This is a genomic window from Bradyrhizobium sp. HKCCYLRH3097 (assembly GCF_051167875.1).
GTDB lineage: Bacteria > Pseudomonadota > Alphaproteobacteria > Rhizobiales > Xanthobacteraceae > Bradyrhizobium.
Map to the genome: position 1 here is coordinate 247726 of NZ_JBNPTX010000005.1, position 26893 is coordinate 274618.

Here is a 26893-nt window from a genome sequence, read left to right on the forward strand (position 1 = left end):
ACCTGTGTCCGCCTGCCGCCAGCATTCTCGCCATACGGTGCCGCACCCGCCGCGACCAAGACGCGGCCCTGTCACGCAACCAGCACGGTCACAAGCGCCGCGGACGCAAGACAGCATCGAGATGCCGGTCAACGCCCGCGGCCCTGCCTCGAAATGCCGGCGGCTGTGCCGCGAGCCTAGTCTTCGTCCTCGACCTTGTCGAAGAACGAATAGCGCAGGCTGTCGGCGTCGGCGTACCACTGGCCGGGCCCCTTGTTGGCCGCGAGTGTCGCTGCCCACACCTCGTCGGTGCAATCGCGGCGGTGCATGGCCAGATCGAACCCGTTGCCGAAGAACAGCTCCGACCACTCCCACCAGGTGCCGAGCTTCTTGACCCCACGCAGCAGGTCGTAGCGGTCGACCAGCGCCGGAGCCATGTCCGAGGTGATCGAGCCGAACACGAGGCCGGTCTTGACGACGCGGTTGAGCTCGCGGATCGCGCGCGCAACCTGCTTGTCACCGAGATGGCAGAGGCTGGTCTCGAACACGAAATCGAACTCACCGGTCTTGAATGGCATATCGGTGATCGAGCCGAGCTTGTTGTATTTCCTCAGCGCCTTCGGCGTCTTGCCATGGATGTAGCGGTTGTTCTCGATGCCCCAGGCATCGATGCCGCGCTCGCGGAGCGCTCCCACCAGTTCACCGCTCGCGGAGCCGGCGACCAAGAGCTTGTAGCCTTTGCCCTTGCCGGCCCGGTTCCAAACGATCTTGATCAGGCTGGTCAGATAGTCCGGATCGGTGAACTGCGACCACGCTTCGCTGTACGGCCCCTGCCCGCGATAATTGTCGAAATAGTCACGGTCGATCTTGTCGGACAGCGGCGTTTCGGCCTGCGAGCGGGCGCGGCGCAGCCGCATCATTTCGGTCAGGATGATGTCGGTGGCGGCGTCCGACGAATCGAGCAGCCCGTTCAGGGTCGAGTCGAACAGATAGTCACCGACCACGACGATGCCGGGGTGCTCCTTCGGCTCAGGCCGGTGATTGGTCATGACGTCGCGTACCGGCAGACCGCCGGGCAGCGCGTTGACGGACGACAGCCAGCGGTGGATCTTGCCTTCCATGAAGTGTGCGCGCGCGTCGCCGAGCGCAGCAGGGAGCGACTTCAGCGCGGCATCGATCAGCTCCTGGTCCGAGAGGTTGGCGAAGGCGAGCGCATCCGAGCCCGCGATCAGCCAGTTGAGCACGCCGTGCTTGCCGACATCGTGGCGCGAGCCCTCGTTGTAGATGCAGCAGCCGCCGAACGCCTCCGACATGAACCAGGAGCCCGGAATCTTCTCGCCCCAGAACGGCTCGTCGAACAGGATCGAGACGCGCAGATAATGCGCGGGACGATCGAAATAGGCGATGTGCTTGACCATGGACTGGCGCAGCTTCTCGCCCTCCCAGCCGACCGTCGACAGCCAGGAATGCGGCAGGCACACCAGGACGAGATCGAACTCGCGCGTCTCCGGCCCCTTGCCGTTCATCATGTTGAGCCGGTAGCGACCCGCCTCGGTCTTGCCGATGCGGAGCACGCGATGATTGAGCTGGATGTCGGCATCGACCTCGGAGCGCAGGCACTCGATCAGTTGCTCGTTGCCGTTCTGAATCGAGTACAGGCCGATATAGTCGTCGATATCCATCACGAAGTTCTTGAGCGCATTGAGGCCGTTGGTGTTGTGGGCCTCGGTCGCGAGGTCGGAGCGCGACATCACCTTGAAGAAGCGCTTGGCCGTGGGATCCTCGACCTCCTCGTCGAGCAGCTCTTCGCAGGTCTTGTAGGCCCAGGGGTGCTCGTTATCGTGGGCGCCGACGCCCTCGTAATATTCGACCGGCGACATCACGTCGGTACAACGCTTGCGGAACGCCTCGACCGCAGCGGCCGTCTTCGGGCCGTATTTGCGGCGCAGCCCCGGCACGTCGTCGAGCAGCTCGCCGTCGAGTTGCACCTGCAGCGCATCCATCGGAATCGTCTGCAGCCCGAAATGCTGGATCAGCTCGCGCAGCGGATCAGGGCCGGTCATCGAGTAGTCGTAGATTTCCGCGACACCAGCCTCATACATCGCCGGTGCGGTATCGAACTTGCGCGTCACGATCTTGCCGCCGAGCCGGTCGGATGCCTCGTAGATCGTCACCTTGCAGAGATCGCCGAGTTTGCGCCTCAGATACCAGGCGCTCATCAGGCCACCCGGACCGCCACCAACAATCGCAAGGTCAAGCATCGAAGTTCCGCCATCTCCGGCTGTCAGCGACGTTGCCGGTCGTCCATACAGGGGTCCTGCCACCCTCGGGGCTCGATCGGCCATAGCGTAACCGGCCCGCAAAAGATTTGCGCCGGAGCAAATCGGCGCATCGCCACGGGAATCGACGGAAATCAGCTCAGCGGATCTGATGCTTCCAAAAGCGCCTCTGTCCCTGAAGGGAAGATGAACAACGGGGCAGCAGCGCGGCAACAGGAGAAGAAAATGTCAAAAAAAGGCCGGCAAACGCCGGCCTTTTCTACACGCGATGAACGCACGGCAGACCCCGACACCGTCGGGGTCATGCCGCAACCGTCCGTTTACTCCGCCGGCGGCAGCGCGAGCGGCTGAGGCTCGGGCTGCGCCGGCACGATCTCCGCCTGCTTCTCGCGCTCGTCGAGAATCAGCTTGTCGCGCTTCAAAGCGACTTCGCGGATGCGGGCCATCGAGGCGCCGGTGCCGGCCGGGATCAGGCGTCCTACGATGACGTTCTCCTTGAGACCCTCGAGTGGATCGATCTTGCCGTTGACCGCCGCCTCGGTGAGAACGCGGGTGGTCTCCTGGAACGAGGCCGCCGAGAAGAACGACCGGGTCTGCAGGCTCGCCTTGGTGATGCCGAGCAGAACCGGAGTGCCCGTGGCCGGCTTCTTCGCCTCCTCCACGGCCTTCGCGTTCAGCAGGTCGAACTCGATCTTGTCGACCTGTTCGCCCGAGATCATGTCGGTATCGCCCTGGTCGGTGATCTCAACCTTCTGCAGCATCTGGCGGACAATCACCTCGATGTGCTTGTCGTTGATGAGCACGCCCTGCAGCCGGTAGACCTCCTGGATCTCGTTGACCAGATAGGCCGCGAGCTCCTCGATGCCCTTGATCGCCAGGATGTCGTGCGGCGCCGGGTTGCCTTCGACGATGAAGTCGCCCTTCTCGACGATGTCGCCATCCTGCAGATGGATGTGCTTGCCCTTCGGGATCAGGTACTCGCGCGGCTCCTCGGTCTTGTCGACCGGCTCGATCGAGATGCGACGCTTGTTCTTGTAGTCGCGACCGAACCGGATGGTGCCGGCGATCTCGGCGATGATCGCGGCATCCTTCGGCTTACGCGCTTCGAACAGCTCGGCCACCCTCGGCAGACCGCCGGTGATGTCGCGCGTCTTGGCGCTTTCCGTCGAGATACGCGCGAGGATGTCGCCCGGCTTCACCGTCGAGCCGACGTCGACCGACAGAATCGCGTCCACCGACAGCATGTAGCGGGCATCGCCGCCGCGAGCGAGCTTGAGCACCTTGCCGTCCTTGCCCTTGATCACGATGGCCGGACGCAGATCCGCGCCACCGCGCGTTCCACGCCAGTCGATGACCACGCGCTTGGCGATACCGGTGGACTCGTCGAGCGTTTCCGAGATCGACAGACCCTCGGTCAGATCCTCGAACCCGATCGTACCCTCGGCTTCCGTGAGGATCGGACGGGTGTAAGGATCCCACTCGGCGATGCGCTGGCCGCGCTTGATCATGTCGCCGTCGTCGACATGCATGCGCGCGCCGTACTGGATGCGGTGCGTCGCACGCTCGGTGCCGTCGGGGTCGACGATCGTCACGACCATGTTGCGGACCATCGCGATCAGATGACCCTCGCTGTTGCGGGCGATCGCCTTGTTCTTGATGACCACCTTGCCTTCGAAGTTCGATTCCACGAAGGACTGCTCGTTCAGCTGCGCCGCACCACCGATGTGGAAAGTGCGCATCGTCAGCTGGGTGCCGGGCTCACCGATCGACTGCGCGGCGATGACGCCGACGGCCTCACCGTGGTTGACCGGCGTGCCGCGCGCCAGATCGCGGCCGTAGCACATCTTGCAGATGCCGTTGACCAGCTCGCAGGTCAGCGCCGAGCGGATCTTGACCTCCTGCACGCCAGCCTGCTGGATGGCGTCGATGTGGCTCTCCTCCATCAAGGTGCCGGCCTTGACGAGCACCGCGTTGGTCGCGGGATCGCGCACGTCGTCGCAGGGCACGCGGCCCAGGATGCGCGAGCCGAGCGAGGCCACGACCGTGCCGGCATCGACGATGGCGCGCATCTTGATGCCGAGATGGGTGCCGCAATCGTCCTGCGTGATGATGCAGTCCTGCGCGACGTCGACCAGACGACGGGTCAGGTAGCCCGAGTTCGCGGTCTTCAACGCGGTGTCCGCGAGACCCTTGCGGGCGCCGTGGGTCGAGTTGAAGTACTCGAGAACCGAGAGACCTTCCTTGAAGTTCGAGATGATCGGCGTCTCGATGATCTCACCCGACGGCTTGGCCATCAGGCCACGCATGCCGGCGAGCTGACGCATCTGGGCCGGCGAACCGCGGGCACCGGAATGCGACATCATGTAGATCGAGTTGATGTCGGCATCCGCCCCCGTCGCCGTCTTCTTGGTGACGGAGATCTCCTTCATCATCTCCTTGGCGATCTCTTCGCTGGCCTTCGACCAGGCGTCGACGACCTTGTTGTACTTCTCGCCGTGGGTGATCAGACCGTCATTGTATTGCTGCTCGAAATCCTTCGCCAGCGTACGGGTGGTGTCGACGATCTTCCACTTGCCCGCCGGCACGACCATGTCGTCCTTGCCGAACGAGATGCCCGCCTTGAAGGCGTTGTAGAAGCCGAGCGCCATGATGCGGTCGCAGAAGATCACCGTCTCCTTCTGACCGCAGTGACGATAGACCTGATCGATCACGCCCGAGATCTCGCGCTTGGTCATCAGCTTGTTGATGACCTCGAACGTGACGCGCGGATGCTTCGGCAGGAGATTGCCGAGCATGACGCGGCCCGCGGTGGTTTCGATCCAGCGCTTGGCGATCTTGCCGGTCTCGTCCATGCCCTCCCAGCGATACTTGATCTTGCTGTGGAGATGGATGGCCTTGGCGTGCAGCGCATGCTCGAGCTCGGCCATGTTGCCGAACGCCATGCCCTGGCCGGGCATGCCCTCGCGCATGATCGAGACGTAGTAGAGGCCGAGCACGATGTCCTGCGACGGCACGATGATCGGCTGACCGTTGGCCGGATGCAGGATGTTGTTGGTCGACATCATCAGGACGCGCGCTTCCAGCTGCGCTTCGAGCGACAGCGGAACGTGCACGGCCATCTGGTCGCCGTCGAAGTCGGCGTTGAAGGCCGAGCAGACCAGCGGATGCAGCTGGATCGCCTTGCCCTCGATCAGCACCGGCTCGAACGCCTGAATGCCGAGGCGATGCAGCGTCGGCGCGCGGTTCAGGAGCACCGGATGCTCGCGGATGACCTCGTCCAGGATGTCCCAGACCTCCGGACGCTCCTTCTCGACCAGCTTCTTGGCCTGCTTGACCGTCGTCGACAGGCCCTTGGCGTCGAGCCGCGAATAGATGAACGGCTTGAACAGCTCGAGCGCCATCTTCTTCGGCAGGCCGCACTGGTGCAGGCGCAGCTCGGGACCGACCACGATGACCGAACGGCCGGAGTAGTCGACGCGCTTGCCGAGCAGGTTCTGACGGAAGCGACCCTGCTTGCCCTTGAGCATGTCGGCGAGCGACTTCAGCGGACGCTTGTTGGCGCCGGTGATGACGCGGCCGCGGCGGCCGTTGTCGAACAGCGCATCCACCGCCTCCTGAAGCATGCGCTTCTCGTTGCGGATGATGATGTCGGGCGCGCGCAGCTCCATCAGCCGCTTCAGGCGGTTGTTGCGGTTGATGACGCGGCGATAGAGGTCGTTGAGGTCGGAGGTCGCGAAACGGCCGCCGTCGAGCGGCACCAGCGGGCGGAGGTCCGGCGGGATCACCGGAACCACGGTCATGATCATCCATTCCGGCTTGTTGCCGGAGTGGCGGAACGCCTCGACGATCTTCAGGCGCTTCGCGAGCTTCTTGTGCTTGATGTCGGAGTCGGTCTCCTGCATCTCGGCACGCAGCGTCTGCTCGAGCTTCTCCAGCTCGAGGCCGCGCAAGAGCTCACGGATGGCCTCGGCGCCGATCATGGCGGTGAAGCTGTCCTGGCCGTATTCGTCCTGCGCCTTGAGGTACTCGTCCTCGGACAGCAGCTGACGGTCCTTGAGCGCGGTCAGACCCGGCTCGAGAACGACGTAGTATTCGAAGTACAGGATCCGCTCGAGATCCTTCAGCGTCATGTCGAGCAGCAGGCCGATGCGCGACGGCAGCGACTTCAGGAACCAGATGTGCGCGACGGGAGCGGCGAGCTCGATATGGCCCATGCGCTCGCGCCGGACGCGCGACAGGGTCACCTCGACCGAGCACTTCTCGCAGATGATGCCCTTGTACTTCATCCGCTTGTACTTGCCGCACAGGCACTCGTAGTCCTTGATCGGCCCGAAGATGCGGGCGCAGAACAGGCCGTCGCGCTCGGGCTTGAAGGTACGGTAGTTGATCGTTTCCGGCTTCTTGATCTCGCCGTAGGACCAGGACAGAATCTTCTCCGGAGACGCAATCGAGATCCGGATCTGGTCGAAGACCTGAGCCGGCGTCGTCGGATTGAAGAGATTCATAATTTCTTGGTTCATCGTATTCTCCTCGCGGGCCGATCGGGGGTCGGCCGCAAATTCGAAAATCTCTCAACGGGCGCCTTGTCCTGACCCGCGGGGGAAGGCGCCGGCACCCGGCCGTCCGAGACGGCCGGGCATGACCTCTTGAACTACTCGGCGGCTTCCGACGTCGGCGCCGGTCCGAGCTTGGAGTTGTGCAGGTCGACGTTGAGGCCGAGCGAGCGCATTTCCTTGACCAGCACGTTGAACGATTCCGGAATACCGGCCTCGAACGTGTCGTCGCCGCGCACGATCGCCTCGTAGACCTTGGTGCGGCCGGCGACGTCGTCCGACTTCACCGTCAGCATCTCCTGCAGCGTGTAGGCCGCGCCGTAGGCTTCGAGCGCCCACACCTCCATTTCGCCGAAACGCTGGCCGCCGAACTGGGCCTTGCCGCCCAGCGGCTGCTGGGTGACCAGCGAGTACGGGCCGATCGAACGCGCATGGATCTTGTCGTCGACCAGATGGTGCAGCTTCAGCATGTAGATGTAGCCGACCGTCACCTTGCGATCGAACGCATCGCCGGTGCGGCCGTCATAGACCGTCGACTGACCGGATGCGTCGAGGCCGGCGAGCTTCAACATCTCCTCGATGTCGGCCTCCTTGGCGCCGTCGAACACCGGCGTGGCGATCGGCACGCCGCGGCTCAGATTGTGACCAAGCTCGATCAACTCGTTGTCGTTGAGCGACTTGATGGTCTCGTCATCGCCGTAGATCCGCTTCAAGGTCTCCTTCAGCGGCTTGACGTCCTGCTTCGACAGGTAGGCATCGACCGTCTGGGCGATGCGCTTGCCGAGGCCGGCGCAGGCCCAGCCGAGATGGGTCTCGAGGATCTGCCCGACGTTCATGCGCGAGGGCACGCCGAGCGGGTTCAGCACGATGTCCGCATGGGTGCCGTCCTCGAGGAACGGCATGTCCTCGATCGGCACGATCTTGGACACGACGCCCTTGTTGCCGTGACGGCCCGCCATCTTGTCGCCCGGCTGGATCTTGCGCTTCACGGCGACGAAGACCTTGACCATCTTCATCACGCCGGGCGGCAGCTCGTCGCCACGCTGCAGCTTCTCGACCTTGTCGAGGAAGCGCTGTTCCAGCCCCTTCTTCGACTCGTCGTACTGCTTCCGCATGGCCTCGATCTCGGCCATCAGCTTGTCGTTCGGCGAGGCGAACAGCCACCACTGCGACTTCGGATACTCGTCGAGCACCGCACGCGTGATCTTGGTGTCCTTCTTGAAGCCCTTCGGCCCCGAGATGCCCTGGCGGCCGTCCAGCATGTCGGCGAGACGGCTGTAGACGTTGCGGTCCAGGATCGCCTGCTCGTCGTCACGGTCCTTGGCCAGACGCTCGATCTCTTCCCGCTCGATCGCCAGCGCACGCTCGTCCTTGTCGACGCCGTGACGGTTGAAGACGCGGACCTCGACGATTGTGCCCTGCACGCCCGGCGGCACCCGCAGCGAGGTGTCGCGAACGTCGGAGGCCTTCTCGCCGAAGATGGCGCGCAAGAGCTTTTCTTCCGGCGTCATCGGGCTCTCGCCCTTCGGCGTGATCTTGCCGACCAGGATGTCGCCGGCGCGCACCTCCGCGCCGATATAGACGATGCCGGCTTCGTCGAGGTTCTTCAGCGCCTCTTCCGACACGTTCGGAATGTCGCGCGTGATTTCCTCCGGACCCAGCTTGGTGTCGCGGGCCATCACCTCGAATTCCTCGATGTGGATCGAGGTGAAGACGTCCTCCTTCACGATCCGCTCGGAGAGCAGGATGGAGTCCTCGAAGTTGTAGCCGTTCCACGGCATGAACGCGACCAGCACGTTGCGGCCGAGCGCGAGCTCGCCGAGATCGGTCGACGGACCGTCAGCGATGATGTCGCCCTTCTTGACGATGTCGCCGACCTTCACCAGCGGACGCTGGTTGATACAGGTCGACTGGTTCGAGCGCTGGTACTTCATCAGCCGGTAGATATCGACGCCCGACTTGGTCGGATCGAGATCTTCCGTGGCGCGGATGACGACGCGGGTGGCGTCGATCTGGTCGATCACGCCCGAGCGGCGCGCCGCGATCGCGGCGCCCGAGTCACGGGCAACCACGCCTTCCATGCCGGTGCCGACGAACGGCGCCTCGGCGCGAACCAGCGGCACCGCCTGGCGCTGCATGTTCGAGCCCATCAGCGCGCGGTTGGCGTCGTCGTTCTCGAGGAACGGGATCAAGGCCGCGGCAACCGAAACCAGCTGCTTCGGCGACACGTCCATGTAGTCGACCTTGTCGGGCGTCATCGGCACGACTTCGCCGGCATGACGGCAGACCACGAGGTCCTCGGTGAAGCGGCCCTTGGCATCGAGCGGCACGTTGGCCTGCGCGACGCGGTAGCGCCCCTCCTCCATGGCGGACAGATACACCACCTCGTCGGTGACGCGGCCGTCCTTGACCTTGCGGTACGGCGTCTCGACGAAGCCATACTTGTTGACGCGGGCGAACGTCGCCAGCGAGTTGATCAGGCCGATGTTCGGACCTTCCGGCGTCTCGATCGGGCAGATGCGGCCGTAATGCGTCGGATGCACGTCGCGCACCTCGAAGCCGGCGCGCTCGCGCGTCAGACCGCCCGGTCCAAGCGCCGACAGGCGGCGCTTGTGGGTGATCTCCGACAGCGGGTTGGTCTGGTCCATGAACTGCGACAGCTGCGACGAGCCGAAGAACTCGCGCACCGCGGCCGCGGCAGGCTTGGCGTTGATCAGGTCCTGCGGCATCACGGTGTCGATGTCGACGCTCGACATGCGCTCCTTGATGGCGCGCTCCATGCGCAAGAGACCGATGCGGTACTGGTTCTCCATCAGCTCGCCGACCGAGCGGACGCGGCGATTGCCGAGATGGTCGATGTCGTCGATCTCGCCCTTGCCGTCGCGCAGGTCGACCAGGGTCTTGATGACCGCCAGGATGTCTTCCTTGCGCAGAGTGCGCTGGGTGTCCGGCGCATCGAGCTCGAGGCGCATGTTCATCTTGACGCGGCCGACCGCGGAGAGGTCGTAGCGCTCGGCATCGAAGAACAGCGACTGGAACATCGCCTGCGCCGAATCGAGCGTCGGCGGCTCGCCCGGACGCATCACGCGGTAGATGTCGAACAACGCGTCCTCACGCGTCATGTTCTTGTCGGCCGACAGCGTATTGCGGATGTAGGGGCCGACATTGACGTGGTCGATGTCGAGCAGCGGCAGGTCCTTGTAGCCCTGCTCGTTCAGCACCTTGAACAGCTTGTCGGTGATCTCCTCGCCGGCCTCGGCATAGATCTCGCCCGTCTTCGGGTTGACGAGATCCTCGGCAATGTAGTTGCCGAGCAGCTCCTCGTCCGACATGCGCAGCGCCTTCAGCCCCTTCTCCTGGAGCTGGCGGGCGGCGCGGACGGTGAGCTTCTTGCCGGCCTCGAGCACGACCTTGCCGGTGTCGGCGTCGATCAGGTCGTTGACGGTCGAATAGCCGCGGAAGCGGTTGGCGTCGAACGGAACGCGCCAGCCTTCCTTGATGCGCTTGTAGATCAGCTTCTTGTAGAAGGTCGACAGAATCTGCTCGCCATCGAGGCCGAGCGCGAACATCAGCGAGGTCACCGGCAGCTTGCGGCGACGGTCGATGCGCGCGAACACGATGTCCTTGGCGTCGAACTCGATGTCGAGCCAGGAGCCGCGATACGGGATGACGCGGGCGGCGAACAGCAGCTTGCCCGACGAGTGGGTCTTGCCCTTGTCGTGGTCGAAGAACACGCCCGGCGAACGGTGCATCTGCGATACGATGACGCGCTCGGTGCCGTTGACGATGAAGGTGCCGTTCATGGTCATGAGCGGAATGTCGCCCATGTACACGTCCTGCTCCTTGATGTCCTTGACCGACTTCGCGCCGGTCTCCTCGTCGATATCGAACACGATGAGGCGCAAGGTCACCTTGAGCGGCGCAGCGAAGGTCATGCCGCGCTGACGGCACTCGTCGACGTCATATTTCGGCGGCTCGAACTCGTAGCGGACGAACTCCAGCATCGAGGTGCCGGAGAAGTCGGAGATCGGGAATACCGAGCGGAACACCGCCTGCAGGCCCTCATCCGGCCGGCCACCCGTGGGCTCGTCCACCATCAGGAACTGGTCGTAGGACGCCTTCTGAACCTCGATGAGGTTCGGCATCTCCGCGACTTCCTTGATGTGTCCAAAGAACTTGCGAACGCGTTTGCGACCGGTGAATGTCTGCTGCGCCATCGTGGCCTCTCATTTCGTCGCCCGGAGGGGCGAACCTTCCGAAACAGCGGCTGCCACCGCCCCTTCGGGTTGAATTTCGATCCATTTCGAGGATCTGAGGCCCAGAGCCGGAACGGAAATGTCCCAGATCTGTTCTTCAGACCAGCAAAACGCAAAACGACGCGCGAGGCGCGAGGACGCACCCGCTCGTCACAACCATCTCGTCACGGACTGCAAAAGCCCGAAATTGCCTATCTCCCAACGGCTTACGGACGGAGACGCCACTCCACCGATCAACCGGCTTTTCGTGCTGCCGACCCAATATGGGTTGACAATAATCGAGATTCGAGAGCGAAGCCCCCAAATCTCCACACTTTTCCGTGTTCGGCCCACAACGGACGGTTCCGTTGCACGCCTTTTGCAGTGATTCCGAGCCGCGCCCAATACCCCTGCAAAACTCCTTGTCCACATGATGACCGGGCGATGTTACCACCCGGTCATCATAATCTGTCGAAAGCCCCGGACCCGCCCATGGCAGCCCGGGGATTTCGTTCGCGCAATCGAAGCGATTACTTGAGCTCGATCTTGGCGCCGGCCTTCTCGAGCTGAGCCTTGATCTTCTCGGCCTCGTCCTTGTTGACGCCTTCCTTGACCGGCTTCGGAGCGCCCTCGACCAGGTCCTTGGCTTCCTTCAGGCCCAGGCCGGTGATGGCGCGGACTTCCTTGATGACCTCGATCTTCTTGTCGCCGGCCGAAGCCAGGACAACGGTGAACTCGGTCTTCTCTTCCGCCGGAGCGGCAGCGGCGCCACCAGCGCCCGGAGCGGCGACGGCCACGGCGGCCGCGGCGGACACGCCCCACTTCTCTTCCAGGAGCTTCGCGAGCTCAGCAGCCTCGAGAACGGTGAGGGCCGAGAGGTCGTCGACGATCTTCTGCAGGTCAGCCATTGATGTAGTCCTTTAGTGTGGTTCGGTTCGAAACCAGGTTGTGAGTGTTTGCGAAGGGCGTCAGGCCGCTTCGCCCTTTGAGGCATGAGCCTGAATGACGCGCGCGACCTTGGCCGCGGGAGCGTTGGCGAGCTGGGCCAGCTTGGTCGCCGGAGCCTGGATCAGGCCGACGAGCTTGCCGCGCAGTTCGTCCAGCGACGGCAGCGAGGCCAGAGCCTTCACGCTGTCGACATTCAGGACGGTTGAGCCCATCGAGCCGCCGAGAATGACGAACTTTTCGTTCGCCTTGGCGAATTCGATGGCAACCTTGGGCGCCGCGACAGGATCGTTCGAAGTTGCGATCACGGTCGGCCCCTTCAACAGGGGACCGATGCCGACGACGTCCGTGCCTTCAAGAGCAATTTTGGCGAGACGGTTCTTCGAGACCTTCACCGATGCGCCAGCCTGCTTCATCTGCTTGCGCAGGTTCTGCATCTGAGCCACGGTGAGGCCGGAATAGTGAGCGACGACGGCAACGCCCGTGGTCTTGAAGACCTCGTGCAGCTGCTCGACCGCCTCTTTTTTTGCCGCTCGTTCCACAGCAAGCTCTCTCCGGTTGGCGGCCTTCGCCCGAAAGCGGGACCGCCGGGTTGCACCCGCCGTCCCACCAAACCTGACCTCCGGACGGAAGAACCCGAGGACACGAAAGGCCAAACGGCGATGAATAGCCTGCCCTTCCGAAAGCCCTGAGAGCCCGCGGAGTGTCGAGGTTCGAACCAAACCTGCATGCCACCACGACAAAGGCAGTGGACATGCCGAAATCCGGTCTTCACCCGTCTATGCAGGCTGGATGATTAAGCCATTGAGGAAACTGGATTTCCGCGCCGGCGCCTGCAGTCTCGGACAGGATTCGGAGTGATCGGCGAACCGACCTCCCCTGCGGCATTCGAGAGCAGAAAGATCCTTCTTCCTTCCGAGAAATCCAAACGGATATCCTCAAAAGGAATGCTGGCTCCTCTCAACTTTCGGAATGCGCGCACAGGCGCGCCAGCAACAGCCGGCCCGCCTGGAAGCCGGTTCTTTAACGGGTCCATTGCGACTTGCCAAGACCCCAAGAGCAAAAATCGCACCAGTTGGGCCATGCCGTCGAGCCGGGTGGGAGCCCCCCGTCGCCCGGATGAGCGACAGCCGGCGCGCGGGACGCGCGTCGGCGATAGCGACATGCGGGGTCTCACGTGCTCTGCCGGAAAACCCGGATGTCGCTGCGCTCATCAGGGCCGAGGGGCATTGCACGCGCAGGGGCGCAATCCCGCCTCAGCCCTTCGGACAGGCCGCTCCGGCGTCGGCCCAGGCCTTGATCAGCTCGCCGAACTGCTTCTGGGTTCCCGGGGCCGGGGTCCGCCCAGCTCCCGGATTCCAGCCCCAGCCGACCAGCTCATCCTCAGCCATATGGTGAATCAGCTGCGCCATGGTCTTGCCGCCGTTGCGATTTGGATCCTTGATCTGTGCGCAGATCTGGCCGAGCGACTTGCCCTGCCAAGCCATCTCGATCGGGGCCAGCTGCCACTTGGGATTACCGGGCACGCGCGCCGCGTCGAAATTGGCCTCGTGGTGGCAGGTCGTGCAGGCGAGCCCGCCGGGCGCACCCATGCCAGCCTCGCCGCGGACCACCAGCGGCTGATGCGGAATCATCCTGTCGGTCTGGGTCGGCCGGTCGCCGGCCGGGTGGCAGTTCATGCATCGCGGCGACTGCAGCACCTTGCCGGCCTCTTCGAACAGCGCCACGGCGCGCTCGTCCTTGCTCTTGATCCTGGCGAAGTCCGCCACCGGCTTGAGCCCGCCGGCGACGTGCGTGGCCTCGGGCGCCGCATCGGCGCGCCGCAGTGCCGGCAGGGCTACGATCGCAACCGCAGCCAGGCTGCCAGCGAGCAGCGCCATCGTCGCCGTTCTGAACGGGCTCATGCGGTGTCTCCCGGCCGGATCGGCAGTTGGGTCGGGCGCGGCAGACCCAGCCTGGCCATGGCGTTGGCGACGGCAGGTCCCAGCGGCGGCACGCCGGGCTCGCCGACTCCCGAGGGTTTCTCGGTCGACGGCACGATCGCAACCTCGATCTGCGGCATCTCGTGGATGCGCAGCGAGCGGTAGGTGTCGAAATTGCCCGACACCGGTCGTCCCTCGTCGAGCGGCTGCTGCGCATAGAGGATGTGGCCGAGCGCAAAGCCGATGCCGCCCTCCATCTGGGCGCGGATGATGTCGGGATTGACTGCGACGCCGCAGTCGACAGCGCACCACACCTTGTGCACGACCGGTCCGTCGGCCCCCATCGACAGCTCGACCACCTGGGCGACGTAGGTGTTGAAGCTCTCGACCACGGCAACGCCGCGGGCGCGGCCCGCCTCGAGCTTGGCGCCCTTCCAGTCCGCGAGCTCGGCGACCGCCTTGAGCACACCGGCGTGACGCGGCTTGTCGGCCATCATCGCCAGTCGTCCCTCCACAGGATCCTGGCCGGCGGCTTCGAGCAACTGATCGACGAACGCCTCGACGGCGTAGCCAGTATGGGTGTGGCCGACCGAGCGCCACCACAGCACGGGCACGCCGACATCGACCTGATGCAGGTCGCAGCGGAAATTCGGCACCTGGTAAGGGATCTCGTTGGAGCCCTCATAGGCCGTCGAATCGAGGCCGTTCTTCATGGTCATCGCCTCAAACGGCGAGCCCTTCATGATCGACTGCCCGACGATCGTATCCGACCACGCCACGATCTTGCCGTCGCGGACCACACCGCGCATTCGGTGCAGGCTGAATGGTCGGTAGTAGCCGCCGCGCATGTCATCCTCACGGGTCCACACCAGCTTGACCGGACGTCCCGGCCCGATCGCCTTGGCGACCTGCGCCAGCTCCATGGCGACGTGGGTCGACTGCTGCGCCCGCCGGCCGAAGCTGCCGCCGGCGAGAATCGTCTTGAGATCGACTTTGGCGATGTCGAGCCCAAGCACCTGCGCGATCACGGCGTGATCAGGCGTCGGAAACTGGCTGCCATAGCGCGCCGAGGCGGTATCGCCCTTCCAGTGAATGAAGGCGTTGATTGGCTCCATCGGCGCATGGGCCAGATAGGGAAAGACGAACTCGGTCTCGATCAGCTTGCCGCCCTTGGCGATCTCGGCGTCAACGTCGCCCTCCTGCTTCACCAGGGCGCCCTGCTTCTTCGCACGGGCGCGAAACTCCTCCAGCAGTTGCGCCGTGCCGCGCGTCTCCGCCTTGCTGTCGTCCCAGGTGATCTTGAGAAGGTCACGTGCCGTCTTCGCCGGCCAGAACCCCTCGGCATAGACGGCTACACCGTTCGGCACCTCCTTGACGTCGACCACTCCCGACACGGCCTTGGCCGCCGACGCGTCGAACGACGCCACCGTGCCGCCGAACCGCGGCGAGCGCGCCACCAGAACGGTCAACGTCCCCGGATCCTTGATGTCGAGCGTGTACTCGGCCGAGCCGTTCGACTTCGCCACGCTGTCGAGCCGGGTCACCGCGCCTTCCTTGCCGATCAGCTTGAAGGCGGAGGGATCCTTGAGCTGCGGGTTCGCCGGCACCGGCTGCTGCATCGCCTTGGCGGCCAGCGCGCCGAAGCCGCTCTGCTTGCCGGACGGATGCTTGATGAGGCCCTTCTCGACCGTGATCTCCTCGGCCGGGACCTTCCATTCGTCGGCGGCCGCGGCCACCAGCATCGCGCGCGCGGCGGCGCCGACCTTGCGCATCTGCTCGTAGGAATTGGCGATTGCGCTGGAGCCGCCGGTACCCTGCACCCCGAACAGCAGGTTTTTGTAGAGCACCGGATTCGAGGGCGCATGATCGGCGCGCATCTGCGACCAATCGGCATCGAGCTCCTCGGCCACCAGCGTGGCCATGCCGGTGAACGGGCCCTGCCCGAACTCGATGTGCTTGCAGAGAACGGTGACAGTGTCGTCCTGGCCGATCACCAGAAACGTGTTCGGCGCGATGTTGACGGACTTGGCCGCGGCGCCATCCTGCGCGTAAGCGACACCGCTGCGGGCGAGATACGTGGCAAGCACCAAACCTGCGCCTGCTTTCAGCAGCGAACGCCGGGACAATGCGGTTGAGGCAGCGGGCTTCACATGTGCATTCATGGTCAACCCTCCAGCGACTTGGCCGCGGAATGGATCGCGGCGCGGATGCGGACATAGGTCGCACAGCGGCAGATGTTGCCGTTCATTGCCAGGTCGATGTCCTGATCGGTCGGCTTGGGGTTAAGACCGAGCAGCGCAGCGGCGCTCATGACCTGCCCCGATTGGCAGTAGCCGCATTGCGGCACATCGTGCGCCGCCCAGGCCTTCTGCACGGCGACGGCTTCCTTGCTGGTCAGCCCCTCGATCGTGGTCACCTCGCTTTTTCCGACCGCCGAGACGGGCAACGAGCAGGAGCGCACGGTCTGGCCATCGACATGGACGGTGCAGGCGCCACACTGCGCGACGCCGCAGCCATACTTCGTACCGGTCAGCCCGACATTGTCACGGATGGCCCAGAGCAAGGGAGTTCCGGGATCGACATCGACCTGATGCTCGCGCCCGTTGATCTTCAATGTGAACGCCGCCATTGCCGCCCTCGCTATCCATCGTTCGAAGAGCAAGAGTTAGAAGCATTCGATAATGGTTCGCAACTCACAGAGATGTGCAGTGCATCGAAAAATTTCTGCGCGGGGACGGAACGTTCTATAGCCGATGCAAAATCGCTCACGATTACGCTACCGCGGTCCCGCAAGGCGAGACAGCTACTTCACCTGATAAGGCAACGTCTCGCCTGCAAAGAACGCCGCGAGGTTGGCGACCACGCAGGCCTGCATGGCGACGTGCGACTCCCTGGTGTTGCCACCGATATGCGGGGTCACCGCCACGTTTGGCAGCGTGGTCAGCTCATCCGGCGCATGCGGCTCGGTCTCGAACACGTCGAGACCGGCGCCAGCGATGGTGCCGTCCTTCAGCGCCGCCAGCAGCGCCCGCTCGTCGATGACGGAACCGCGCGAGATGTTGACGACATGGCCGTCGGGACCGAGCTTCTTCAGCAGCTCAGCGTTGATGACGTGCGTGGTCTCGGCGCTGGCACGGACCGCGATCATCAGCACGGTGCACCATTCGGCGAGCGCATCGAGGCTCGGGAGGTACTGATACGGCAGATCGTCGTAGCGGGTGCGGTTGAAATAGCCGACCTCAGTCTCGAACGCCGCGACCCGGGCGGCGATCTTGCGGCCGATCTCGCCCATGCCGTAGACGCCGACCTTGCAGCCGACGAGGCTCGGCGGCGGCTTCATCAGCGGCGACGGTTTTGCGGACGCCCAGCCCCCGTCGCGGACATAGGCGTCTGCCACCGTCAGCCGCCGCGTGCTCGCCAGCATCAGCATCACAGCGACGTCCGCGACCGCCGCGGCATTGGCGCCCGGGCTGTGGCCGACGGCGACGTTACGCGCCGCGGCCGCCTTCAGGTCGACGCCGTCGTAACCGGTGCCATAGCAGACGATGGCCCCGAGCGCCGGGAGCCTGTCCATGTCGGCAGCCCCCAGCGGCGTGCCGCCGGCCGTGATCAGCGCCCGGATCCGCGCGACCTCGTCCGCCGGAAACACCTCGTGCGCCGGCTTGCCGCCGCTGTCGAGCAGCTCGAAGCGATCGGCGAAGCGCTGGGTCAGCGACTTCGGCAGGCGGGAATAGATCAGGACCTTCTCGGGCATCGGGATTACCTATTCGGGCGGTCGCACGTCGCCACTCAGTGTCGCGTCAGCAGGCTCAGCAGAATGATGATGATGATGAATTGAAGCGCGCAGAGCATCCTCCAGAACAACAGCGGATTGCGGTCGTGAAGCGAGCGACGCTTGGCGATCGCCGGACCCGCCCATGACGCACCGTTCTCCAACTCGTGGGCGAATTCGATGGCATCACCGTAACGCTGTGCAGGATCGACGTTCAACGCCTTTCCGATCACGGCGTCGAGCCAGGCCGGCAGTTCCGGCCGGTAGCGTGAAATCGGCACCGGTTTGCCGAAGCGCGGGCGCGAGAACGGCTCGATCTCGCCGAACGGATAAGAGCGCGTGAACATGCGGTAGACGGTGACGCCGAGGGCGAACAGGTCGGACGCTTCGTCACCCGGCTTACCGGCGAACAGCTCCGGCGCCATGTAGCTCGGGGTCCCCGGAATATCCTCGGCCGGAAAGTCCTCGAACCGCGGCACGCGCGCGACCCCGAGATCGATCAGGCGCAAGCCGCCGTTCTCGAGCAGGATCACGTTGTCCGGCTTGATGTCGCGATGGATGATGCCGGCCCGGTGCAACGCCACCACCGCGCGCACGAGCTTGGTCGCGATCGCGGTGCCCTCCGCAAGCGACAATCGGGGCGGCCGGTTCAGACGCTGCTCGAGCGTCTCCCCCGCGTAGAATGGCATTGCCGAATAGAGCCGGGTCTGGCGCTCGACGGGAAGCTCGATGATCTCGCCGATCCAGATGCTGCGCACACGCGCAGCGACCCAGGCTTCGCGAATGAACGCCAGGCGGAACGAACCTTCGCTCGCGACGCGCGGATGCGGAAATTTCAGGACGACCTCCCTGTCACCCTGCCCCGCGTCGATCGCCTTGAACAGCCGGGAGTAGCGGCCATCGGACAGGAGTTCGCCAAGCCGGAATCCGTCGATCACGTCACCGGGCGAAGGCAGCTCGCCGATCGGCAGGGACGAGATCGAACCTGTGAGCTCGTCGCGGTCAGCGGGCGGAAGATCGACGACGTCGAGCACCAGCGCCGTCGAATTGTCATTGCTGCCGGCCGCGAGCGCGGCGGCGACGATCCCGCGCGCGGAATCGTCCGGGGGCGTGCGCTCGGCGAGGATCTCCTGAAGGCGCGAATCCGGCAGGATGCCGTGGATGCCGTCGCTGCAGATCAGAAACCGGTCGTGCTGACGCATGCCGAGCGTCGTGTAGTCGAAGCGGGCGAACTGCTCGAAACCGATGCCCCGGTTGAGGACGTGGGCAAGGTCAGCGCGGCCCGCGACATGGTCGGTCGTCAGACGCTCGAGGCGCCCTTCGCTCAGGCGGTAGACGCGAGTGTCACCGACGTGGACGACGTGGCAGGTTCGCCGCGACAGCACCACCGCGGAGAAGGCGCAGCTCATTCCATGCAACTCGGGGTCGACGCGGCCCTGCGCATGGATCCAGCTATTGATGGCTTCCAGCGCACGCGCGGCTCGGCTTCGCACGCCCGCCGTCTCGGGCAGAGAATGATAGGCATCGATGAAGCCGCGGACGGCGAGCTCCGCCGCCTCGCGCCCACCCTTGTGGCCGCCGACGCCGTCGGCGACGGCGGCGACGATATCGCGATCCGTCGCCCCCTGCAGGCCAAGGCGGGCGCCGACGTAATCCTCATTGTTCGGTCGCTTGCCGGTCTCGCTAGCGAAGCCGACGCGAACCTGAAGATTGCGATGCGCGCCGGCCACGCCTGAACACCTTGCCTATGGAGCGACGGCGCGTCGGGTCAGACGCGCGCGCCGGAAACGGCGCCCCACGTGGTGCGCCAACGGACCTTGACCATGGCAAGTCCGACGAAACCGAGCAATGCCAGCAAACCAAAGAACAGGAAGCCGGCCCCGAATCCGCCGGTCATTCCCTTGGCCGTGCCGAGCGCCTGGGCGAGGAAGAATCCGCCGATGCCGCCTGCGCAGCCGACGAGACCGGTCATCAGGCCGATCTCGTGGCGGAAGCGCAGCGGAATGAGCTGGAACACCGCGCCGTTGCCCATCCCGAGCGCGAGCACGCCGATCGAGAACAACAGCACCGAAATCCACGCAATGCGTGGCATGTTCATGAGCTCCCAGCCCGCCTGGGTCGGCGCAGCCGGCCCTTCCGGCATGAAGGCGATCACGACATAGGCGGCGACCACAATGCCAAACAGGATCGAGAGCGACCGGATGCCACCGATCCGGTCCGCAATGAGACCGCCCACCGGACGGAAGCCGGAGCCGAAAGCGACGATCAGCGCCACCAGCAATCCGGCCGCCACTCCGGAGACATGATACTGCACCGAGAAGTACAGCGGCAGGGCGTTGGCGAGGCCGACGAAGCCGCCGAAGGTGATGAAGTAGAAGAACATGAACCAGCGGCTGTCGGGATCGCGCAGCAGGCCGCCATAGGCCTTGAGCGAGACCGGCTTGCGTTCACCGGGCGCATCCTTCGCGGCGACGATGTAGTAGATCAGGACCACGACCATTGGGATGAGCAGCACCCCGAAAACGGCCTGCCAGCCCCAATGTTCGGCGATGGTCGGCGCGAGCAGCGTGTCGAGCACGACGCCCATGTTTCCGGCCCCTGCGATCCCCATCACGATGCCCTGATACTGCGGCGGATACCAGCGGCTGGCCTGAGGCAGCGCGACGGCGAACGAGGCGCCGCCGATGCCGAGCACGACGCCGAACAGCTCGACGGCCAGCTTGCTGGGGAGTCCGAAATAGGCAACGCAGGCGGTCGCCGTCATGACCACCAGCTGCGCGATCACGCCCGTGCGCTTGGCGCCGATGGTGTCGGCCAGAATGCCCATGGGAACACGCAGCAGCGCGCCTGCCAGCACGGGGATCGCGACCAGCGTGAACTTTTCGTTGACCGCAAGATTCATGTCGCGGGCGACATAGACGATCAGCGGTCCGAGTGCGACCCAGGCCATGAAGCTGATGTCGAAATAGAGGAAAGCAGCCAGCAGTGTCGGCCAATGACCGGCCTTCTTGAAGTCGTCGAGCTTCATGGTCTCAAACCTCGTGACGCAGGCGCGCGCGAGCAGGCTCGGCAGGAGCTGCGTAAAGGGGACAAATTGTCGGGTGAGTTGAGCGGCGGTCTCGTCGTTGAGATACGCCCGGTCCTGCCCGCCTTTCAGCAAGTTTCGCACCAACTTTGGTGATTCACGTTTTTCTCAACCCGTACCGGCGCTTGGGACTTCGAAGCCGCAGTTCTACGGATCGCTGATGCTCAACATGAACGCAGAGCCCGCCTGCACCGCGCGCACAGTGATGGCTTTTTGAGCGCCCGCCGAAGCCGACGCGATCGGTACTCGAACGGAAGTGCCTCCATCGAGGATGCACATAATCTGATCTGCCGCGGCTACTATTTGAGCGCAGGTGTCGCCAGCGGCGCGCGCAAGCGGCGGCTCAACCCTTGAATTACCGCGATTTCCGGCGACGACCCGAATGGCACGAGATTTGAATTAGTTGGCTCGCGACCGTCATTGGCGACGATCAGCTCTGCCCGCAGTTGGGCCTCCCCCAAAATTCAAACATGACCACAGCGACCGATGGGCCGATGCCCGTTCGCGTCGCCGCTGGATGTCGCTGGCATTCGAAAGGCAGACCATGCTCGACAAGACGATCAAGCAGAAACTGGTGGTGATCGGCAACGGCATGGCCGGCATTCGCACGGTGGAGGCACTGCTGGAACGGGCGCCTGATCTCTACGACATCAGCGTCTTCGGCGCCGAGCCCTACGGCAACTACAACCGCATCCTGCTGTCGCCGGTGCTCGCGGGCGAGAAGACCGTCGACGACATCATGCTGAACACGGAGCAGTGGTACGAGGACAACCAGATCACCCTGCGCAAGGGCGAGACGGTCACGATGATCGACCGCCGGAGCTGCGAGGTGGTCACCGAAACTGGCGAACGCTATCCTTATGATCGGTTGCTGATCGCGACCGGCTCGAGCCCGATCGTTCTTCCGGTCCCCGGCGCCGCCCTGCCCGGCGTCATCGGCTTCCGCGACATCAAGGACGTCGAGCACATGGTCGAAGCCTCGACGCGACATCGCCACGCGGTCGTGATCGGCGGCGGCCTGCTCGGCCTCGAAGCCGCCAATGGTCTGATGAAGCGCGGCATGAAGGTCACGGTCGTGCATCTTCTCGACACGTTGATGGAGCGCCAGCTCGACCCGGTCGCCGGCGGCATGCTGCGCAAATCGCTGGAGGAGCGCGGGCTGGAGTTCAAGATGCCGGCGCAGACGCAGGCCATCCTCGGCGAAACGCACGTCACCGGCGTCCGCTTCACCGACGGCACCGAGGTCGCGGCCGAGCTCGTGGTGATGGCCGTGGGCATCCGTCCCAATATCGAACTGGCAAAGAAGGCCGGGCTGTACTGCGAGCGAGGCATCGTGGTCTCCGATACGATGCAGACCTATGACGGTCGCATCTACGCCGTCGGCGAATGCGTGCAGCACCGCCGTCAGACCTATGGTCTGGTGGCGCCGCTGTTCGACCAGGCGAAGGTCTGCGCCAATCATCTGGCGATGAAGGGATTCGCCACCTATGACGGGTCAGTGGTCTCGACCAAGCTGAAAGTCACGGGCATCGACCTGTTCTCTGCCGGCGACTTCGCGCCGGGACCCGACAAGGAGGAGATCGTCCTGCAGGATGCCAATCGCGGCGTCTACAAGCGGATCATCCTGCGCGACAAGAAGATCGTGGGCACCGTGCTGTACGGCGACACCATCGACGGGCCCTGGTATTTCCAGCACATGCGCGACGGCACCGATGTCTCCCACATGCGCGAACGTCTGGTGTTCGGCTCGGCGCATCTCGGCGACGGTGGCCACGGCGGACAGAACTCGGTTGCCGCCATGAGCGACGAGGCCGAAATCTGCGGCTGCAACGGAGTCTGCAAGGGCGCGATCGTCAAGGCGATCAGCGAAAAGAAGCTGTTCACGCTCGACGACGTGCGCGCCCATACCAAGGCGTCGTCCTCATGCGGCTCGTGCACCGGCCTGGTCGAGCAGGTGCTGGCGTTCACGCTCGGCGGCGACTACTCGGCGGCGCCCAAGGTGAAGCCGGTCTGCGCCTGCACCGACCACAGCCATGACGACGTCCGGCGCGTCATCATCGAACAGCAACTGAAGTCGATCCCCGCTGTCATGCGATTCATGGACTGGAAGACGCCGAACGGCTGCCATTCCTGCCGACCCGCCTTGAACTACTATCTGCTCGCGACCTGGCCCGGCGAGTATCGCGACGACCAGCAATCCCGCTTCATCAACGAGCGCGTTCACGCCAACATCCAGAAGGACGGCACCTACTCCGTGGTGCCGCGGATGTGGGGCGGCGTGACCACGCCCGGCGAATTGCGCGCGATCGCCGACGTCGCCGACAAGTTCAACATCCCGACCGTCAAGGTGACCGGCGGACAGCGTATCGATCTGCTCGGCGTCAAGAAGGAAGATTTGCCGGCGGTATGGGCCGATCTCAACGATGCGGGTATGGTCTCCGGCCACGCCTACGCCAAGGGTCTGCGCACCGTGAAGACCTGCGTCGGGTCGGAATGGTGCCGCTTCGGCACCCAGGACTCCACCGGCCTCGGCATCAAGATCGAGAAGTTCATGTGGGGATCATGGACGCCCGCGAAGGTGAAGCTCGCCGTCTCCGGTTGCCCGCGCAACTGCGCGGAATCGACCTGCAAAGATGTCGGAGTGATCTGCGTCGATTCAGGCTACGAGATCCATTTTGCGGGCGCCGCCGGCCTGCACATCAAGGGCACGGAATTCCTGACCAAGACGGCGACCGAGGACGAGGCGCTCGAGATCATCGTCGCGCTGACCCAGCTCTATCGTGAACAGGGCTGGTACCTGGAACGGATGTACAAATGGTGCGACCGCGTCGGCTTCGACAACATCCACAAGCAGGTGGTCGAGGACGTCAAGAACCGCAAGGCGCTGTTTGAACGCTTCGCCTATTCGCAGCAATTCTCGCAGAGCGATCCATGGGCGGCGCGCGCCCGTCGCGGCGTCGATCGCAACGAGTTTACGCCGATGGCCGAATTGGAGCTCGCATGACCACCTGGTTTCAAGTCGGCCCGCTCGACGACATTCCCCCGCTCGGCTCGCGCGTCGTGCGCACGCCGCGCGGCAACATCGCGGTCTTCCGCACCGATGGTGACGAAGTCTTTGCGCTGGACGATCGCTGTCCGCACAAGCAAGGCCCCTTGTCGCAGGGCATCGTCCACAACCGCCGTGTGACCTGCCCGCTGCACAATTTCGTCATCGAGCTCGCGACCGGACAGGCCGTGGCACCCGACCAGGGCTGCACGCCATCCTATCCCGCGAAAGTCGAGGATGGCGTGGTATGGCTGTCCCTGCAGCAGACGGCCGCGGCCTGAACGGTATCGCATGAGCGTCAGGACGACATGCCCCTATTGCGGCGTCGGTTGCGGCGTCGTCGCCGATCGGGACGGCTCAGGGACCATCAGCGTCCGAGGCGATCCGCAGCATCCCGCCAATCTCGGCCGGCTGTGTGGCAAGGGATCGGCGCTGGCGGAAACGATCGATCTCGGGGGACGTCTGCTCGAGCCGGTCGTGAACGGACGGGCAGCCGGCTGGGATGAGGCGCTCGACCTCGTCGCGAGCCGTTTCACCGAAATCATCCGCGACCATGGACCGGATGCCGTCGCATTCTATGTTTCGGGGCAGTTGCTGACCGAGGACTATTACGTCGTCAACAAGCTCGCCAAGGGCTTCGTCGGGACCGCGAACATCGACACCAATTCGCGCCTGTGCATGGCGTCGAGCGTCGCGGGCCACAAGCGCGCGTTCGGCAGCGACACCGTTCCGGGCTGCTACGAGGACCTTGAGCAGGCCGGCCTGCTGGTCCTGGTCGGCTCCAACGCCGCGTGGTGCCATCCGGTGCTGCACCAGCGCATGCTGGCGGCCAAGGAGCACAATCCCGGCTGCCGTATCGTCGTTGTCGATCCGCGGAGGACCGCGACCTGCGAAGGCGCCGACCTGCATTTGCCGCTGCGTTCCGGAAGTGACGCGGTGTTGTTCAACGGCCTGCTCGCCTATCTCGCACGCGGCGGCTATGCGGACGACGGCTTTGTCAGTGAGGTCACCAGCGGCGTTGAATCGGCGCTGCAGGTCGCCGGCCGGCAGACAGTCGCCGAGACCGCGGCGGCCTGCGGGCTGAGCGAGGGCGCGGTCGAGCTGTTCTTTTCATGGTTCGCGAAGACGGAGCGCGTTGTCACGCTCTATTCCCAGGGCGTCAATCAGTCGAGCAGCGGGGTCGACAAGGTCAATGCGATCATCAACTGCCATCTCCTGACTGGCCGTATCGGCCGTCCCGGCATGGGACCGTTCTCGCTGACCGGCCAGCCCAACGCGATGGGGGGCCGCGAGGTGGGCGGCCTGGCCAACCAGCTCGCCGCGCATCTCGATATCGAGAATGCAGAGCACCGCGACCTGGTGAAGCGGTTCTGGCGGGCACCGGTGGTCGCGCCAAGAGCCGGGCTGAAAGCGGTCGAGATGTTCGATGCGATTGCCGATGGCCGCATCAAGGCGGTCTGGATCATGTCGACCAACCCCGTGGTCAGCCTTCCCGACGCCGATCGGGTTCGTGCCGCGCTGGATCGCTGCGCGTTCGTGGTGGCGTCCGATTGCATGCACGACACCGACACCAACCGGCATGCCGACGTCCTGTTGCCCGCGCTCGCCTGGGGCGAGAAGGACGGCACCGTGACCAATTCGGAGCGCCGGATCTCACGGCAGCGGGCGTTCCTGCCCGCACCAGGCTCGGCGCGCGCGGATTGGCAAATCATCTGCGACGTCGCGCAGCGGATGGGGTTTGCCGGTTTCGACTATGGCAGCGCCGCCGAGATCTTTCGCGAGCACGCGGCACTGTCCGGCTTCGAGAACAATGGCACGCGCGATTTCGACATCTCGGCCCTGAGCACGCTCGACGGCCGCGCCTATGAGGCGCTGGCGCCGATCCAGTGGCCCGTGACGCGGGACTTTCCGACCGGCACGGCGCGGATGTTCGAGAATCGGCAATTCTTCACCGGGGATCGCAGAGCCCGTTTCGTGGCCGTCACGCCGCGACCGGCGCGGAACGCCACCAGCCGTGACTATCCGCTGGTCCTGAACACCGGGCGGATTCGCGACCAGTGGCACACCATGACGCGGACGGGAAAATCCGCGCGGCTGCTCGCGCACATCTTCGAGCCTTGCGCCGAATTCCACCCGGAGGATGCGCGCCTGGCCGGTCTGGAGAACGAGGCGCTGGTGCGGCTTACGAGCCCCTGGGGCAAGATGGTGGCGCGCGTCGCGATCTCGACGGAGCAGCGGCGGGGCTGCGTGTTCGTTCCGATGCATTGGAACGAGGAGTTCGCCGGCGCTGGCCGTGTCAACGCGCTGGTCAATCCCGCGACTGATCCGCTGTCGGGTCAGCCCGAGTCCAAGCATACGCCGGTGAGGGCGGAGCCCTATGCGCCGAACTGGCACGTCTTCATCCTGAGCCGGCAGGAGATCCGCCGTCCGCCATGCGAGTACTGGGTGCAGGGCAAGGTCGGAGCGTGTTTCCGGCTCGAGCTTGCCTTCGACCAGCGGCCTGCGAGTTGGCGCGAGTGGGCCGCCGAACAGCTTGGGATCGCCGGAACGGAGATCGATTGGATTGCGTATCGCGACCCGGCCGCCGGCCGGTTCCGCTACGCAGGCGTATCGGATGGCCGGCTGCAGGGCTGCGTCTTCGTCGCGCCCGACCAGCGGCTGGGATCGCGGTCGTGGCTGATCGGCCTGTTTGCCGAGCAGCGGCTGTCACCGAACGCCCGCAACGCCCTGCTCGCGGGCCAGCCATTGGCGGCCGCCGACGACATCGGTGCGGTCATCTGCTCCTGTTTCGGCATTGGTCGTAACCAGATCTCGTCGGCGATCCAGAACGGCGCAGGGAGCGTCGAGGCCGTCGGCCAACGTCTGAAGGCCGGGACCAATTGCGGCGCCTGCAAGCCCGAGATCGGCAAGCTGCTGGCGGCTGCGAGGCCCAGCATGCGATCCGAGGCCCGGACATCCGAAGGCGCCCGGGGCTGAGCCTCGTTGTGTTTGCGCCAGCCCGGCTGCAATTTTGCAGCGGGCGTGCCGCTCACTTGGGGTGCGGAAATGCGAAGGGCGGGATCGATTGCCGATCCCGC

14 protein-coding genes are annotated in these 26893 nt (G+C 64.7%); 3 read left to right on the plus strand and 11 right to left on the minus strand.

Translation table 11 applies throughout. From position 1 onward, the window contains the following. Window positions 1–176: 176 nt before the first annotated feature. From ACQR0U_RS15140 to ACQR0U_RS15190, 11 genes are all read right to left on the minus strand, one after another. The gene (locus tag ACQR0U_RS15140; protein WP_315714567.1) at window positions 177–2240 is read right to left on the minus strand and encodes an FAD-dependent oxidoreductase; all 2064 of its coding nucleotides are present in this window, start codon (window positions 2238–2240) and stop codon (window positions 177–179) included. Between the two features lie 338 nt (window positions 2241–2578). Beyond that, window positions 2579–6778, minus strand: coding sequence for a DNA-directed RNA polymerase subunit beta' (gene rpoC / locus ACQR0U_RS15145; protein WP_434843451.1), 4200 nt, complete (start codon window positions 6776–6778; stop codon window positions 2579–2581). 131 nt (window positions 6779–6909) lie between these two features. After that, window positions 6910–11028 carry a DNA-directed RNA polymerase subunit beta gene (rpoB, locus tag ACQR0U_RS15150; RefSeq protein ID WP_315714569.1) on the minus strand — a complete coding sequence of 1373 codons (4119 nt, stop codon included), beginning with the start codon at window positions 11026–11028 and terminating at the stop codon, window positions 6910–6912. Between the two features lie 548 nt (window positions 11029–11576). Next, a complete protein-coding gene (gene rplL / locus ACQR0U_RS15155; RefSeq protein ID WP_172108050.1) occupies window positions 11577–11954 on the minus strand; it encodes a 50S ribosomal protein L7/L12 in 378 nt (125 codons plus the stop codon). A gap of 60 nt (window positions 11955–12014) precedes the next feature. After that, a complete protein-coding gene (rplJ, locus tag ACQR0U_RS15160) occupies window positions 12015–12533 on the minus strand; it encodes a 50S ribosomal protein L10 (protein ID WP_008963452.1) in 519 nt (172 codons plus the stop codon). Between the two features lie 714 nt (window positions 12534–13247). Beyond that, entirely contained in the window at window positions 13248–13895 is a 648-nt protein-coding gene (locus ACQR0U_RS15165) for an Isoquinoline 1-oxidoreductase subunit (protein WP_315714570.1), read from the minus strand. Further along, complete coding sequence (locus ACQR0U_RS15170) at window positions 13892–16075, minus strand: xanthine dehydrogenase family protein molybdopterin-binding subunit (RefSeq protein WP_316171206.1); 2184 nt, start codon at window positions 16073–16075, stop codon at window positions 13892–13894. Before ACQR0U_RS15170 ends, ACQR0U_RS15165 begins: the two co-directional genes overlap by 4 nt. Before the next feature lie 2 nt (window positions 16076–16077). Then, window positions 16078–16542 (minus strand): (2Fe-2S)-binding protein, encoded by a 465-nt coding sequence (locus ACQR0U_RS15175; RefSeq protein WP_316171205.1) that lies wholly within the window; start codon window positions 16540–16542, stop codon window positions 16078–16080. 174 nt (window positions 16543–16716) lie between these two features. After that, window positions 16717–17667, minus strand: a complete 951-nt coding sequence (locus ACQR0U_RS15180) for a 2-hydroxyacid dehydrogenase (RefSeq protein ID WP_316204153.1) — start codon at window positions 17665–17667, stop codon at window positions 16717–16719. Between the two features lie 35 nt (window positions 17668–17702). After that, window positions 17703–19415: a bifunctional protein-serine/threonine kinase/phosphatase gene (locus ACQR0U_RS15185; protein WP_315714574.1), complete on the minus strand. Its 1713-nt coding sequence runs from the start codon at window positions 19413–19415 to the stop codon at window positions 17703–17705. A gap of 38 nt (window positions 19416–19453) precedes the next feature. After that, complete coding sequence (locus tag ACQR0U_RS15190; RefSeq protein WP_315749608.1) at window positions 19454–20713, minus strand: MFS transporter; 1260 nt, start codon at window positions 20711–20713, stop codon at window positions 19454–19456. 601 nt (window positions 20714–21314) lie between these two features. On the opposite strand from ACQR0U_RS15190, the gene nirB reads away from it, so the two are divergent. Genes nirB through ACQR0U_RS15205 form a run of 3 tightly spaced genes read left to right on the plus strand, consistent with a single transcriptional unit; the run spans window position 21315 to window position 26792 of the window. Then, window positions 21315–23774 (plus strand): nitrite reductase large subunit NirB, encoded by a 2460-nt coding sequence (gene nirB, locus ACQR0U_RS15195; RefSeq protein ID WP_434843452.1) that lies wholly within the window; start codon window positions 21315–21317, stop codon window positions 23772–23774. Further along, on the plus strand, window positions 23771–24097 hold the full coding sequence (gene nirD / locus ACQR0U_RS15200) for a nitrite reductase small subunit NirD (RefSeq protein WP_315749607.1): 327 nt from the start codon (window positions 23771–23773) through the stop codon (window positions 24095–24097). Before nirB ends, nirD begins: the two co-directional genes overlap by 4 nt. Before the next feature lie 10 nt (window positions 24098–24107). Further along, window positions 24108–26792 (plus strand): nitrate reductase, encoded by a 2685-nt coding sequence (locus ACQR0U_RS15205; protein ID WP_315827328.1) that lies wholly within the window; start codon window positions 24108–24110, stop codon window positions 26790–26792. The last annotated feature ends 101 nt before the right edge of the window (window positions 26793–26893 follow it).